The sequence below is a fragment of the Mucilaginibacter sp. P4_D1 genome, from assembly GCF_056401935.1.
Genome location: NZ_JBFUIJ010000081.1, coordinates 1 through 15,748, shown reverse-complemented (window position 1 = coordinate 15,748; position 15,748 = coordinate 1). Strand labels below are relative to the sequence as shown.

The following is a 15,748-nucleotide window of genomic DNA, read 5'->3' as shown; positions in this document are numbered from 1 at the left end:
GTACGTATCTTTTTTTTGATAAAGAACAATTCAACATCATAATTATAAGCTATAATTAGCAGGTAAAATTCGGCGGTTTGCCGGGCGATTCAATGTAAGGATCGTTAACATGGTAGGCTATAGGGCTTGAAACAGCTCTAAGTAGTGTTGAAAAGGCAACAAACTGATAGTCTATCACCTGGAAACTATAATCGTTTCCTGTACCCGACTTTTTAAGCGAATCGTGACMTTTTTTGCTGAGCGGTACGTCATTGATTTCTTTAGCAATAACCAGATTGGCAGATACCAGGCGGGTTTTAACACTATTGGCGATACAAATGAACGACATGGTATCAGGCGACATTTTGTATCTTAAATAATTATAATAAACACCTTTTAGCTGTAACTGGCCGTTATCCCTAACATAATGATCCCATTTTTTTATGCCGGGAAGGTGAACGGGAATTTTGATTTCAACAAGTTTGGTAGCGTCAATCTTGTTTTCGTAAATCTCTTTCACTATCTGTACCTCGGATTGATGTATGAAATACTGAAATACAAACTGGTATCCGCCCAAATTGAACAGATGCACGTTAAGTAATAGTATCGCAATAAACCTTTTCACTTTTCCAGATTAACTATTAGGGTAATAATTACTGGTAAATATATTGTTACAATATTATTAAAACAAATAAATTTAAAAATTGTAGCCCGCAAGGTTTTAAACACGCGTTGATAAATCAATTGGTTAGTTGATAATAATAWCTTATTACAACAAAATAGCCCCTGGCGAGTTGTAAAATCGCGAGATTTTTAAACTCGGTATTAACTGTAAAATTTTCTCAATTAGTTACCTTGCTTCATCCCTTACACCGATTAAATTTATGAAATGATAAATAGAAAACACTTTTCGGCATCAAATATCATATTTGTAGTGCTCATGGTATTGGTTGTAATTACCTGGCTAAACCCTAGCGCCAAAGTCGAACTCATACGTGGGCTGATGGCAGTTGGTGCTTTTAAGCCAGATCCTGATGATTATGCCCGTAACCATAAAGAGCCTGTTAGGCTACCCGACTATAGTTACCGGGATACATCAGGAAATATTATATCTATATCCGGCCTGAAAAACAAAGTGGTATTTGTGAATTATTGGGCCACCTGGTGTCCACCCTGCCTTGCCGAAATTCCATCAGTTAATAAGCTTTTCATGAAGTTTAAAAATAACGCCAATATTGTTTTTGTGATGGTTGATACCGATAACGACCTGCTAAAGTCGGCTAGGTACCTCAAAAACCATCATTACAGCCTGCCATTATATACATCGGTTAATAAATTTCCGGATACTTTACCGGATGGTACCATACCAACAACGCTAATATTTGGTAAGGACGGCAAGCTAAAATACAAACACACGGGCGCAGCCGATTACGACAGCGATAAGTTTAATGAGTTTTTGCAGAAAGAAGCGAAATAGAGTCAAGAATCAAGACAAAAGAATTTCTAAGTGAAATTCAAACAAAAGCCTATATCTATATATACGGGCTCACCGTACTATAGTATTGAAAACACAACAATTCGTTACGCTCAACTCACCATTCATTAATAATTTTTATTGTTAAAACAACACTTATTAATTATTTTTTCTTTTCTTTACAGCATAAACCTGTTATTCCATGAAAAGAAATTTGCTCTCATCACTTGGCGCTGCCGCCTTGTGTTTAATTTCGGCATCCGGTTACAGCCAAACCGGAACGCTCAGTATCAGTACCGATTCAAAAACAACCATCAGCAAGCACATTTACGGGCAATTTGCCGAGCATTTGGGCCATGGCATTTATGGTGGTTTTTGGGTTGATAAAAACCTGCCGGTAAAAAAACAGGACAGGATTAGGCTGGATGTGGTAGAAGCATTAAAGAAGATAAAAATACCTAACCTGCGCTGGCCGGGCGGATGTTTTGCCGATGAATACCATTGGCGCGATGGCATTGGCCCCTCTGCATTGCGCCCCCGGATGGTAAACACCAACTGGGGCGGCACTACCGAAGATAACAGCTTTGGTACGCATGAGTTTTTGGAGCTTTGCGAATTATTGAAATGCGAGCCTTACGTAGCCGGTAATGTTGGCAGCGGAACTGTAGAAGAAATGTCGAAATGGATTGAGTACCTTAACTCAAACAGTACCAGCACTGTGGTTAAAGAACGCATAAAAAACGGCCATCCGGCGCCATATAAGGTAACCATTTGGGGCGTTGGTAACGAAAGCTGGGGCTGCGGCGGTAACATGACACCAGAATATTATGCCGACCTTTTTAAACGTTACGCTTCCTTCGCTAAAGATTACCCTGGTGCGCATCTCAAAAAAATAGCCAGCGGGCCAAATTCAGACGATTATAACTGGACAGAGGTTTGTATGAAAAACATACCAAACTGGATGATGTCGGGCCTATCAATGCATTATTATACCATCCCTACCGGTAACTGGGGTAAAAAAGGCTCGGCTACTGAATTCAGCGAGAAGGAATACTTTAACACAATGGTTAACTGCCTTAAAATGGAAGAGCTGGTTACTAAACACTCGGCCATTATGGATAAATACGATCCCGGAAAAAAAGTAGCATTGGTAGTTGACGAATGGGGTGTTTGGACAGATGTAGAACCAGGTACCAACCCTGGCTTTTTATACCAGCAAAACAGCCTGCGCGATGCATTAATTGCGGGAACAACACTTAATATTTTCAATAACCACAGTGACCGTGTGCGCATGGCAGCTTTGGCGCAAACTGTTAATGTATTACAATCACTTATTTTAACAGACAAAGAAAAAATGGTGCTTACCCCTACCTATCATATTTTTGATATGTACAAAGTGCACCAGGATGCCAAATACCTCCCTATTAAACTGGACGCACCGAACTACGAGGTTGATGGCAAAAAAATCCAGGCAATAAATGCATCAGCATCACAGGATAGTTCAGGAAAAGTGCATATATCATTGGTTAACCTTGATATGCACAATGCCATCACAATTACTACCGAATTAAAAGACGTAAAATGGAGCGCCGTTAAAGGCCAGGTGTTAACATCGGCCAACATTACCGATATTAATACGTTTGCAAATCCAAACAAGCTGCACCTGGTAAGCTTTACCGGCGCTAAAAAGGATGGTGATAAACTGGTGGTTACACTACCCGCAAAATCGGTAGTGACACTAGAGTTACAGCCCCTCTAAATCTCCCCTGAAGGGGAGACTTTAAAAAATCCCTTTATTAATAGTAGTAAAACCTTCTTAAGCCCTCCCCTTTAGGGGAGGGTTTGGGTGGGGCTTCTCCCCCATATATCTTTCAACGCTTTTTTTGCCGCATGATACCCGCACATACCATGCACCCCTCCACCCGGCGGTGTGGATGATGAACAAATATACAACCCTTTGGCGGTGGTTTTATAAGGCGAAGCCCTTAACACCGGCCGCGTAAATAACTGACCTATATCTATCACCCCGCCATTGATGTCGCCACCAATGTAATTGGGATTGTATTCTTCCAACTGAGCCGTGTTAAAAGTATGTTTAGCCAAAATAGTATCCCTAAAACCAGGCGCAAAGCGTTCAACCTGCTGTTCTATAATACCGGTCATATCTTTATTTGAGCCATTCGGTACATGACAATACGCCCATGCCGTATGTTTGCCTGCCGGCGCCCGCGATGAGTCGAAGGTGCTTTGCTGGGCCAAAAGCACGTAGGGTTTATCCAGATGTTTACCTTTCCAAATCAGTTGCTCTCCTAAGGCTATTTCTTCAAACGTGTTGCCAATGTGCACTGTGCCTGCCTGTTTTACAGCTTCGGCCTTAAAGGGCACCGGGGCATCCAAAGCCCAATCTACCTTAAATACCCCGGCCCCGTAACGATAGCGTTCCAATTGCCATTTGTATAAGGGCGAAAATTTATGCCCGGCAATTTTTAATAGCTGTTTTGGCGTAATATCGAATAAAACAGCATGAGACGAGGGCAGTTGGTTTAATGATTCTACATAAGAACCCGTCTTAATTTCGCCGCCAATTGATACAAAATACGATGCCAAAGCCTTCGCTATTTGCTCCGATCCGCCTTTGGGCACCGGCCATCCTTTTAAATGCCCCTGCGCCATCAATACCAATGCAATGGCCGATGTGGCGATATTGCTTAAAGGCTGCATAGAATGTGCCGCCATCCCTGCTAATAGACCTTTTGCCTCTTTGGTTTTAAACTTTTTTACTAACCTGGTAGAGGGCATTATGGCGGGCAGGCCGAATTGTGCCAGCAACAATGGATGCTTCGGATAATGCAGCGGGCCTAAAACATCTGCGGCTATTAGCGGCCAGTTTTTTACCACGGGTTGCATTAAATCAAGGTAAGCCTGTTCATCCTCACCAAGTAACCTGGCGGTTTCCGTTACCGATTTAAGCAAAACAGCAGCCGTTCCATCATCAAAAGGATGGGCGGCTGCTATCTCTGGAAATATATATTCAAGGCCATGCAGGGCAAGCGGCAATGTTTCAAAAAAAGGCGATGCAACCGCCAGTGGGTGGATGGCCGAACAGATATCGTGTTTAAAGCCGGGCAGGGTAAGTTCGGCAGTGCGCAGCCCTCCTCCTATTTCACTTTTACCTTCAAGTAATAAAACGGAAAGACCGTTTTGCTGTAATAAAATTGCTGCCGCCAGTCCGTTTGGTCCCGATCCTACTATTATCGCATCGTAATCGCGCTTTTCAAGCTTCATGTATGGTGCAAAGAGGTGTTAATACCCCTAAGATATCCAAATTAACTATTTTAAGCCGACATTGTTTAGTTTAAAACCTCGCCTGCGTGCGTGGCCTGGGGCACCTCAATCAATTTGCCCGACCGCACATCATATATATAACCGTAAATGGGAATGTTACCGGCTACTAATGGATGATGCCTTATCCGTTCCACATCTTCAATAACGCTTGCTTCAAGATTTTTAAAGGTGAGAAATGCGATATGATTGGCCTCGTCAGACCCGCCGTTTTCATCAGTATTGCGCCAGCCGTTTTCGTCGATAGTGGCGGTATTCAGGCTTTTGGAGAGTAACCCGCGAATGATATCGTCGGTAAACAAGCCCATACCGCAATCGGTATGGTGTATTACAAACCATTCTTTGGTGCCCAATAATTTATGCGATATCACCAATGAGCGGATAGCATCATCGCTTGCCCGGCCGCCTGCATTGCGGATTACATGCGCATCACCCTCGGCAAGGCCTGCGTATTTAGCAGGATCAAGGCGGGCATCCATACAGGTTAAAATGGCAAACTGGCGTGCCGGCGGTATGGTAAGGTTACCCTTATCGCCAAAATGTTTTACATATTCATCGTTAGCTTTTAGTACCTGCCGGTGTACTTTGCTTTTAACTTGCTGAAGCTCATCAATTGCGTTTGACATAATTTTAAGTTTTTGTGAATAAACCTCGTTTTAAAATTATCAGGCTGATTTCCTGCTGTTAGCTATCAACGATGATTCGTAAACCGATGTAATGATAGCCTCACCATTGAAAGTTCCTAAAAAGTCAAGGTCAATATGGTTGTAAATCACCTGCTTATTGGCATCGATGATATAGGTGGCCAGTAAGGGCACATTAACATCAATGCCCGAAAAACGGTTCCAAACCGGGTCGTTGTCAGAATAAATCCTGAATGTTTGGGCTATGTTGTTCTCTTCATCGTGATAAAAGTTAAGGGTAAAGCTATTTTCCCAGGCTTGTTTTGCCAGCTCGTCGGTACGTTCATCGCTGATAACTAATAAACTTCCCCCATTAGCCCTTATTTCCTGCTGGATATTGTTTAGTTGCTGTAACAACTCAAAGCCTTCCTCTTTCCAGTGATGCGAGTAGAATGCGATAACTAATGGTTTTTTAAGCAGTTGCCTTAAAGCAATTGGCCCATGGGTTTGTGCACCGTTGAAAAACGATTGCCAACGGGTGTAATCATTGGAAAACTTTAAGTCAGGAATATAATTACCTGCTTTTACAGGTTGCAAAGCGCGGTAAGGTTTAAAAGCAATATCATTATCTGGAACAATTTCTGAAAGATCGAAAAACGGGTATTTATTATTGGCAGTTGACATTTTTTGTAATGTTATTAATGGTATTTAAATTACGTTCATTTGAGCAGATGAGAGATGGATTACCTTCAACAACGGCATAAGCCATAAATGATTTGCCTGTAATGCAACGCACTATTAAAAAATGGTCTCTTTAAATAATTTGTCGGGTAAGCGTTCATAAAATATATTAAATAACAAGGTCAGTAAACTTTTGGGAGGATCTGTGGTTTTAAGGGAGAGAAACTCAACAGCAGCAACACATATACATTAGTCCTCTTAAATCGTGGCGATTTAAAAAGTTATTTGATTTGTATTTTATTGTGTTGCTTAACATGTCTTTGAATTAATGAAACAAATATACTATAAAGTCTATGTAATTAGTATACATTTTTATAAATATTTTTATTCTTCTTTTAGTTACTTAACTTACCAATAAAAACGTACATGTTAAAAGGCATTTGCAAATACATTCCCGTAACACTTATCCCAATCATATACATACAATTAGGCTGCAATCATGGCGCAAGGCCAAGTCAGCAGTCTTCGGCTGACTCACTGAAGAAAAAGGCCGCTAAGGAATGGAGCAAAACAATCCCCGGCAGTTTCAGCGATCAAACTGAGGCCGTTTTTGATAGCACACTGCTTGTTACTTTTGTTAAAACCCACCCCGCATTTGAACCATATGTTAAGGATATCAGCCTGTTTTACAGCAAGCGCAAGTTTGCTTACGCCTGGTACAATAAAGGAAAGTTGATTGAACAAGCCGGAAACCTGGCAGACAGAGTAGGAAATTTACAAAATGAGGGAATTTACAAAGCCATTCCCTACCCCAAAGTTTTAGACTCATTGATATTTGCGCCTAATAGTAAAATAACGAAACCCAATATCGAAACAGAGTTAATGCTGACGGCCCAGTATTTTGTATTTTCAAAACTGGCTTTCCAGGGCATGAGCGAATCTACAAGCAAAGGAGTAAACTGGTTTTTGCCGCGCAAAAAAATCTCGTATAATGATTACCTGGATACTTTGCTGAAGCAAACCGGCAAAGGCAGCAGTACATTGTCAGAACCCGTTTACAGGCAGTACGATTTATTAAAAAACTACCTCGCCAAATACCGGGTTTTAGACACGAAAGAAAAATGGACAACGATACCACCGGCCAAAGGCATAAAACCAGGCGACTCATCGGTTGTAATCCCATTGATACGAGCACGGCTTTTTAAATTGGGAGATTTTAAAGGCGACACGTTAAACAATGTTTTTGATGCTGCTTTACAACAGGCTATAAACCAGTTTCAGCTAAGGCATKGCTTAACAGCCGATGGTTTACCGGGAGCAGGAACACTTGCAGAGATGAACGTACCCTTAAAAAAACGCATCAGGCAAATTATTGTGAACATGGAACGATGCCGCTGGCTGCCAATTAGTTTAAACAGCGATTACCTGGCAGTAAATATCCCCGAATTTAAGTTGCACGTTTATCATGCTGATAGTTTGTTGTGGAGTTGCAATGTGGTTGTAGGGCAAAAGGTGCATCAAACGGTTATATTTTATGGTCAGATGCAATATGTGGTGTTTAGCCCGTACTGGAATGTACCCGAAAGCATTGTACGGAACGAAGTTTTACCCGAAATGCGAAAAAACTCCAATTATATCAGCAAGCACAACATGATCATTACAGGCCGCGAGAATGGTTTGCCGGTAGTTAAACAAAAACCGGGGCCCGAGAACTCGTTAGGGCTTGTGAAATTTTTATTCCCCAATAGTTATAGTATTTATTTGCATGATACACCATCGCGATCATTATTTGGCGAGTCGTCAAGGGCGTTTAGTCATGGTTGCATCCGGGTTGGCGAACCCGCCAGGCTTGCCGCCTTTTTGCTAAAGTATGATACCACCTGGACTGCCGGTAAGATTAACAAGGCAATGCATCTGGGCAAAGAACAAACCATAACACTAAAGCAAAAAGTGCCTGTATTTATCGCCTACTTCACAGCTTTTACCGATAGAGATAACAAGCTGAATTTTCGCCAGGATATTTATGAGAGGGATGAACAACTGGCGTCGATGATATTATCGGGAAGCGGGAAATATTAGAGAGAATGTTAATTTACAAAAAAACTTCATTGCGAGGTACGTAGCAATCCCCTACATGCTAATTAGCTTTGCTTATCGGGGATTGCTTCGTACTTCGCAACGACGTGATTATATTAAAATGACTACTTCTACTTCAACACTGATACCGCTTTATTGGCATCCCCAACTCCCCAAACAGTACCTGGTTTATCGCCCATGGTTATTTCCAGCTCGCCGCCGGCCATCAGGGTTTTGTGCGCAAAATAGGTTTTGGTATAGTTTACACCATTTAGTTTCATGGCGTTGATATACATATTTTTAGGCCCGTTATTTTTTATTACAACGTGAAATGTTTTATTTCCCTGTAGTTTCAGCGTTGCCTCGGTGATTACCGGGCTGCCAAAAACGTAAAGGCCATTTGCGGGGTTAACGGGGTAAAAGCCAAGGGCCGATAGTACATACCATGCCGACATCTGGCCAACATCTTCATTACCAATAATACCGTCGGTTTTAGTGGTGTAAAAGTCATCCAGGATATAACGCACCTTAGCAGCTGTTTTCCATGGCTGGCCCGAGTAATCGTAGTAATAGGCCATCGGGTGCCCAGGTTCGTTACCGTGCGCATATTGGCCAATTAAACCGGATACATCTGGCGATTTAAATTTGCCCATATCCCCCTCGGCAATAAATAACGAATCGAGCTTGATATTAAATTTATCTTTGCCACCCAGCAAGTTAATTAATCCTTCAACATCCTGGGGCACCAGGAAGGTATATTCCCAGCCATTGCCTTCGGTAAAGTCGCCGGTTTCATGAATTGAGATAAACGGGCTGTAAGGTGTGCGCCATGAATTGTCGGCTAAACGGCCACGCATAAACCCGGCTTTAGGATCGTAGTAGTTTTTGTAGTATTTACCGCGTTTGCTAAAATATTCATAATCGGCTGCTTTGCCCAGTTTCTTGGCAACCTGTGCAAGGCACCAATCGTCAATGGCATATTCTAAACCCATCGAAACAGATTCGGCAGTGCTATCCGCAGGAATAAAACCCAGTTTTTTAACAAATTTAACACCGCGTGCATCCTGCATCGCCGTGGTTTTCATTGCTTCATAAGCCAGATTGACATCAAAGCCTTTATATCCTTTCAGCAACGCATCGGCTACAACAGGCACTGCGCTATAACCAACCATACAGTTAGTTTCATTAGCCATTAAATGCCAGGTTGGCAATGTACCCTGCTGCTGATAAATAGCCAGCATTGAGTTTATCATATCATTAGTATGCTCCGGGTGAATGATGGTTGACAGCGGGTTGTTAGACCTGTAAGTATCCCATAACGAAAATGTGGTTACGTTATTAAAACCAACGTTTTTATGCACCTTCTTATCGGTACCCCAATATTCGCCGTTTACATCATTAAATATAGATGGCACTACCATGGAGTGATAATAAGCGGTGTAGAATTTCTTTAATATCGACAATGAATCTGCTTTAATGTTGATTTTGCCCAACTGTGCATTCCAGGCCTGGTCTGCCTGGGTAACAACTTTTGCAAAATCCCAGCCTGGTATTTCGGCTTTGATATTCAACATGGCATTGGCCGAGCTTACCGGCGAAATTCCAACTTTAGCGTAAACAACCTCGCCTTTTGAGGTAGTAAAGCTGATAACGCCTTTAACCTTAGCTCCTTTTAACTTGGTAGCAGTTGCTTTTGCTGTACTATCGTAAACGGCAAATTTTTCTATCGGTTTTGAGAAAACAGCGGTAAAGTAAATACGCTGATCAGCCGCCCATCCCTTTGAAAAGCGGTAACCGCTGATGGTGTATTTATCTTCCTGCTTAATATAAGTTTCATATGATCTGTCCCAGCCAATACCTTCCTGTAAGTCAATCACAATGTGGGCATCTTTTGAAGATGGGAAAGTGTACTTGTGCATCCCAACCCTCGTGCTGGTTGTAAGCTCGACACCGATATCGTAGCGTTTTAGCTTAACCTTATAATATCCGGGCTTCACAACTTCGTCTTTATGGCTAAAAAGGGAAACATAGCCATCTTGCATATCTTTCAAACTGCCTTTATAAGTTTTGATGGCACCGGTGGTTGGCATAAAAGATATATCGCCCAAATCGCCGATACCGGTACCACTTAGGTGTGTATGCTGAAACCCAATAATAGTTGAATCGGAAATATGGTAGCCCGAGCACCAATCCCACCCCTCGGACAGATTGGTTGGCCCTAATTGCACAGCACCAAAAGGAACGTTTGCCCCAACAAATACGTGCCCGTGAAAACCGGTGCCGATATAAGGATCGACGTATTTGGTAAAAGACACAGGTGCAATACTTGTCGTTTTTTTAGCTTTTGGTGCCTGGCCAAATGCGGTCACTGTTAAAACTGCCAGTATCCCGGCTAAGAGGGTCGTTTTTTTCATTTGTAATGTGTAGAATGTATGCCGGGTTTGCTCAAACATAAGCCCCGCTATATAATAGATTATTAATAAACGCTTAATTCTGCAACGCTAATGCCATTGCCCGCTATAACATGTTCAGCCTCAAATTTAAAATACCTGGCGCTTACCGGGTTGCTTAAAACAACCGGCTGTTCAATCGGGTTCGATTTAATATTCGAGAACTCTCCCGAAGCAACTTTCACCCATTCCATACCATCCAGGCTTGTGTAAAATGTATAGCGGTCAACAATACCATCGGGTTGCTTATCCTGCCTTGGTAAATATCCAAATGCTTTGATTTGGCGAGCTGCCCCCATATCAATGGATATTTGCTGCGGAAATTTTGCATCACTCTTGATTAATGTGCTGTATAGCGTACCTGGGTGCTCATCAATCGCATTTTCTGCCCGGTTACCACCGTCATTTGAAGCAGTCGCGTCAATTATTTTCCAATCTGYTTTGGCATAGCCGAATGAGGCAAAAGCAACATCGCTTTTCTGCCCCTTGCCTTCAAAGCTACGTGCTTTAACAATGCCTCCGTTAACCAATAAAACCGGCTCCTTGTAAACTGGTGAAGTAAGGGTTGGTTCCTGCCCATTCAAAGTATACCTGATGGCACTCACCGGCGCTTCTGTTGTTATGCTAACCTCGCCTTTTTTATTCCGCAGAATTTTAGGAGCAGTTAAATGCACCGGTTCCTTAAATAATCCAAAATCGCTAAGCGCAATGGCAACAGGCGATTTTGTTATGATTAACCTTAATTTACTTGCCGTAATGTTTTGAGTTAAGCGGATCAGCCTGTTACCGCCTATGCTGGTGGCTGCGCCAATCTGCTGCCATTTGCCGTTCACAAAAGCATCAATCTCAAAAGCTTCTATCCGTTGGCCTAACTTAATATTTTCGCGTAAGCGGATAACGTTGAATGTTTTTGGCGTGTGCAGGTCGATAGTTAAACTGGGCGTGGTTACTTTATCATCAGTAGCCCAATAACTATACCTGTCATTATCTAACAAAAGCTGCGGGCCAAAGCTTAATTTATTACCACCACGTATGTTGCTTGCCGTAACGGCAGCGCCTTTTGCCAGGTTAACCACAAAGGTTTGTTTTAACAGGTTACCAAATTGGGCAAGCGATTTAACGTCTATCTCATTTACAATCCCCCGCGGATCAGGCGATAAGCCCAAATCAAGCGCGGCGCCGCGCCCTACACTTTTATAATACAGATCGAGCAATGTATAGGGCGATTTTACGCCGTCATCCTGGATTTTGTGGTAAAACCAACCTGGCCGTAAGGATACATCGCATTCTGCGGGCATCCAGAAATCGCCATTGCGGGTACCTTCAGTGCCTTCGTAGTCTTTTACAAAACCGTTGCCCGGCTTTTTGCCTTCTACCGGGGCATGGGGCGTATAGGTGGCCCAGCAGGTTTCGCCGGCATGGCCCTCCTCGTTGCCAACCCAGCGTACATCGGGGCCAACATCACCAAAAATAACGGCGTTAGGCTGCAGTTTACGGGTAATAGCCCAGGTGGTATCCCAGCCATAGTAGGTGGACCTGTCGATATGCCTCACCTCGCGCTTGCCGCCATAGTAGCCATCGCCACCGTTGGCGCCATCATGCCATGATATAAACAGCGGGCCATAGTTGGTATATAATTCGCGCAATTGCTCGCGGTATATTTTGATATATTCATCCGTACCGTAGTTAGGGTTATTCCTATCCCAGGGCGAGCAATATACCCCAAGCTGCATTCCTAATTTATTGCAAGCTTCGCGGTACTCTTTTAAAATATCACCTTTTCCATTTTTGTATGGGCTTCTGGATATGTTATGTTCGGTTGTTTTGGTGGGCCAAAGGCAAAAACCATCATGGTGCTTGGCAACCACTACAACGCCTTTAAAACCGCCGGCTTTGGCGGCCGCTACAATTTGCATGGCGCTAAATTGCGACGGGTTAATGAGCTTAGGATCTTCATCTCCATAACCCCACTCCTTGTCGGTATATACATCAACGCCATAATGGATAATGCAATACATACCCATTTCCTGCCAGTTTAACTGTCCTTTTGTTGGTAATGGGCCGTATGGCTTCGGTGCCGTTTGGCTAAATCCTTTTAGGCCGATGGCCAACAACAGTAATATGATACCTGTAACCTTTTTCATGAATACATCTTAATTTTTAAACCAACCAGCCGGTACATCCTGTGGTGCCGAACCATTAACACTATACTTCAGGCCAAGTTTGAAACCACCGCCTCCCTCTATAAAATCGAGTTGAAAAGGATGAGCACCCATTTTTAACGCTATTTGCCCGCTACGTTCCTGGGCCGAATGGTTTCCATCGTTGTTAACAACCATGTTGGGGCCTATTTTTAATACCCCCCCGTCGTCGCAGGTTAAATAAAAGCTATAAATACCATCGGCAGGAACATCAATATATCCTTTATAGGTAATGCCAAATGATGGCGCTTTTACAGTTGCCGGTACCTCAATTTTATCTGTAGTAAATGCACTATCAACTTTAGCATCCTTCATAAAAGTTGTTGCTTTAAAGTAGGCTTTGTAATAAGTACAGGCCAGGCCAGGTTTTGGCGGCGCTATTTTAACCGTGCCAAGCATTTGCTGTTGAGTATAATTCAAGTTGTAAACATCGCCACGGGTGCCACTTGGGGTAAATGCTGCAACCCGTACCAACTGGGCTTTTTTGATAACCAATGGCGTGGGCAATACCGGTGAGTTTACGCCGGGCAAGGTTCCATCAGTAGTGTAACGGATGGTTAAAGTTGGCAACGGTGATGCAATGCTTAATTTGCCCTCATCGGTAAATACATAATCGTTTAGCAGACCCGGCAAATCCGGCAGGCGATAATTTATCCCCAGGGCATCCATCCTGCTATATTGCTGCACCAGGCGTTGCAAGTACGATTGGTATTTACCGGGCTGGTTTGTCCAAAGCATTTCGGCAAGGGCAGTCATCCGGGGCATGGCCATATAATCGGCCCGGCGCTCGGAAGGGATCTGTTCCGTCYAGATGTTAGCCTGGGCACCAATAATTGATTTAGCCTCCTGTGCATTAAGTACTTTGGGGATGGGGTTAAAATGATATACCCTGTCAATAGCATACTGGTCGGGCTGGTTATCAAAATATAAGGGCTCGCCGGGGGTCATAATCACGGTATTGCCGTTTTTAATCGCCGCAACCGGGGCTTTAGGCACCCATCCGCGCCAGTACATTACAATAGCTGTGGGGCTTATACCGCCTTCAATAATTTCATCCCATCCTATCAGTTTGCGACCTTTGGAGTTAAAAAATTTCTCCATGCGGTTAATAAAATAGCTTTGCAGGGCTGCGAGGTCTTTTATGCCTTCCTTTTCCATCAAAGCCTTGCAGGCATCAGATTTACCCCAATCGGTACGGTCAACCTCATCGCCGCCTATGTGAATGTATTTGGATGGAAAAATATCCATGATCTCGGTAAATACGTTTTGTGCAAACTCAAAAGTGGTTTCGTTACAGGGACAAATAGGCTTGGTAAACAGGGTTCCCCATTTATTCTCGCCATTACAGGTTAAAAACGGGTATGAGCTAATGGCAGCCATCATATGGCCCGGCATATCAATCTCGGGGATAATATCAATATGCCTTGCAGCCGCGTAGGCTACAACACCCTTCATTTCCTGCTGGGTATAAAAACCTCCGTAAAGGGTTTTACCATCGCGCTGGATAATGTGCTCCTTATCGATCACAAAATCGGGATTGTCCCTTGAACCTTTCATGCACGACGAATCCTGGTTGTTGAATGTACGCCATGCCCCTTCTTCAGTCAGTTTGGGATATTTTTTTATTTCGATGCGCCAGCCCTGGTCGTCGGTCAGGTGCAGGTGCAGCTTGTTCATTTTGTAAAGCGCCATCCTGTCGATAAACTTTTTAAGATAGCTGATAGAAAAAAAGTGCCGCGAAACATCCAGGTGCATGCCACGCCACTCATAAGCAGGTTCATCTTCGATGGTTAACACCGGCAAAGCAAACTTTTTACCAGTGATGCCCCTCTCTATTGATACGGGCAACAGTTGACGGATGGTTTCGATTGCGTGAAAGACGCCTGCACCAGAATTAGCTAAAATTTCAACATGATTTGGCTTGATAGTAAGCCGGTAGCCTTCTGATGCTGTTATATCGGTACTTTTAATAATGCTTACAGCTGCTGCGGATTGGCTTTTAGCTTGTGCTAACTTTTGTCCAAGCCCTTTTTCTAAAAAAGCCGTGAGTTCTTTAGCCTCGCTCTTAAATGCTGGCCCGCTCACAGTTGTTCGTGCGGTTATAACAAATACACCTTTACCTGATGTTAATTTTGCAGGATAAGGTATCAGCGGAAATTTAGCTACGTCCTGTGCGTTTGCGCTATACCATAAAAACAAAAGTGGGATTACCAGTTTGATGCCGGCATTTTTTCGTAAAAAAGCTATCATTGATAGTTTGAATTTTGAGTAATATTTTCCTGAAATTATTCGCCGCTATTTATGTCACCCACCTAACAAAGTTATAATAAACCCTGCTTATTTTGCCCTGTGATAGCCGATCTGAATAATTTTATAAACATATCAAACTTTTTAATTTTATTAAAGAAGATTAACACAAATTGCCCTAATTAAGGCGAATTAGCACAAATAGTGGTTTTCAAGTTGACGAACTAATTATTACTACAGAGCTTAAAATTTGGCAAACTTTTAAAATTCGTGAAATTCGCTTCAATTCGTTCAATTCGAGTATATTTCAAATTCGTCTTCTTTCAAACATTTATCCAACCTGCCTGTTTCTTTCTTATGATAACCAGCGGCGTAACATTCGGCATTAACAAGGAAGACGGAGAACATATTAATATCGCGGTCGATCCGGCAGATATTAATAAAACTGACGAAAACAGCAACGGAACCTACAAGCTATATAAGGATATAGATAGTCCAAAAACCTTTAATAAAGGATATTTGGGTGCTATTTTTTTAGATAACACCGATCCGGGATATCATTATTCCGGCGGTACCGACCTTACCGATTTCGAATTAAAACAATTGGCCAAGCTGATAAGGGATTATCATGCTACCGGTAAAGAGTTTTACGATCATCAACGCGATATCAGCACC

Annotated in this window: 11 protein-coding genes; 4 read left to right on the top strand and 7 right to left on the bottom strand. The window is 42.8% G+C overall.

The window, feature by feature from the left end:
• Positions 1-55: 55 nt before the first annotated feature.
• On the bottom strand, positions 56-604 hold the full coding sequence (locus AC1DV1_RS30435; RefSeq protein WP_477368312.1) for a hypothetical protein: 549 nt from the start codon (positions 602-604) through the stop codon (positions 56-58).
• Positions 605-868: 264 nt separating this feature from the next.
• Here AC1DV1_RS30435 and AC1DV1_RS30430 point away from each other — a divergent pair, with 264 nt between their 5' ends.
• Both AC1DV1_RS30430 and AC1DV1_RS30425 read left to right on the top strand, forming a co-directional pair.
• On the top strand, positions 869-1,456 hold the full coding sequence (locus AC1DV1_RS30430; RefSeq protein ID WP_477368309.1) for a TlpA family protein disulfide reductase: 588 nt from the start codon (positions 869-871) through the stop codon (positions 1,454-1,456).
• A gap of 199 nt (positions 1,457-1,655) precedes the next feature.
• A complete protein-coding gene (locus AC1DV1_RS30425; RefSeq protein ID WP_477368306.1) occupies positions 1,656-3,212 on the top strand; it encodes an alpha-N-arabinofuranosidase in 1,557 nt (518 codons plus the stop codon).
• A gap of 71 nt (positions 3,213-3,283) precedes the next feature.
• On the opposite strand, the gene AC1DV1_RS30420 is transcribed toward AC1DV1_RS30425, so the two are convergent.
• From AC1DV1_RS30420 to AC1DV1_RS30410, 3 genes are all read right to left on the bottom strand, one after another.
• A complete protein-coding gene (locus AC1DV1_RS30420) occupies positions 3,284-4,738 on the bottom strand; it encodes a phytoene desaturase family protein (protein ID WP_477368303.1) in 1,455 nt (484 codons plus the stop codon).
• 65 nt (positions 4,739-4,803) lie between these two features.
• Positions 4,804-5,421 (bottom strand): beta-class carbonic anhydrase, encoded by a 618-nt coding sequence (locus AC1DV1_RS30415; RefSeq protein WP_477368300.1) that lies wholly within the window; start codon positions 5,419-5,421, stop codon positions 4,804-4,806.
• Positions 5,422-5,460: 39 nt separating this feature from the next.
• Positions 5,461-6,102, bottom strand: a complete 642-nt coding sequence (locus AC1DV1_RS30410; RefSeq protein ID WP_477368297.1) for a peroxiredoxin family protein — start codon at positions 6,100-6,102, stop codon at positions 5,461-5,463.
• 423 nt (positions 6,103-6,525) lie between these two features.
• On the opposite strand from AC1DV1_RS30410, the gene AC1DV1_RS30405 reads away from it, so the two are divergent.
• Positions 6,526-8,178: a L,D-transpeptidase family protein gene (locus tag AC1DV1_RS30405; protein WP_477368294.1), complete on the top strand. Its 1,653-nt coding sequence runs from the start codon at positions 6,526-6,528 to the stop codon at positions 8,176-8,178.
• Between the two features lie 128 nt (positions 8,179-8,306).
• Here AC1DV1_RS30405 and AC1DV1_RS30400 read toward each other — a convergent pair whose 3' ends face one another.
• The 3 genes from AC1DV1_RS30400 to AC1DV1_RS30390 form a co-directional block, all read right to left on the bottom strand.
• Positions 8,307-10,589 carry a GH92 family glycosyl hydrolase gene (locus AC1DV1_RS30400; RefSeq protein ID WP_477368291.1) on the bottom strand — a complete coding sequence of 761 codons (2,283 nt, stop codon included), beginning with the start codon at positions 10,587-10,589 and terminating at the stop codon, positions 8,307-8,309.
• 62 nt (positions 10,590-10,651) lie between these two features.
• Entirely contained in the window at positions 10,652-12,769 is a 2,118-nt protein-coding gene (locus tag AC1DV1_RS30395) for an alpha-L-fucosidase (RefSeq protein WP_477368288.1), read from the bottom strand.
• 9 nt (positions 12,770-12,778) lie between these two features.
• Positions 12,779-15,076 carry a family 20 glycosylhydrolase gene (locus AC1DV1_RS30390; protein WP_477368285.1) on the bottom strand — a complete coding sequence of 766 codons (2,298 nt, stop codon included), beginning with the start codon at positions 15,074-15,076 and terminating at the stop codon, positions 12,779-12,781.
• Between the two features lie 354 nt (positions 15,077-15,430).
• On the opposite strand from AC1DV1_RS30390, the gene AC1DV1_RS30385 reads away from it, so the two are divergent.
• Positions 15,431-15,748, top strand: a 318-nt coding sequence (locus AC1DV1_RS30385) for a hypothetical protein (RefSeq protein WP_477368282.1), incomplete at its 3' end; no start/stop codon positions are given.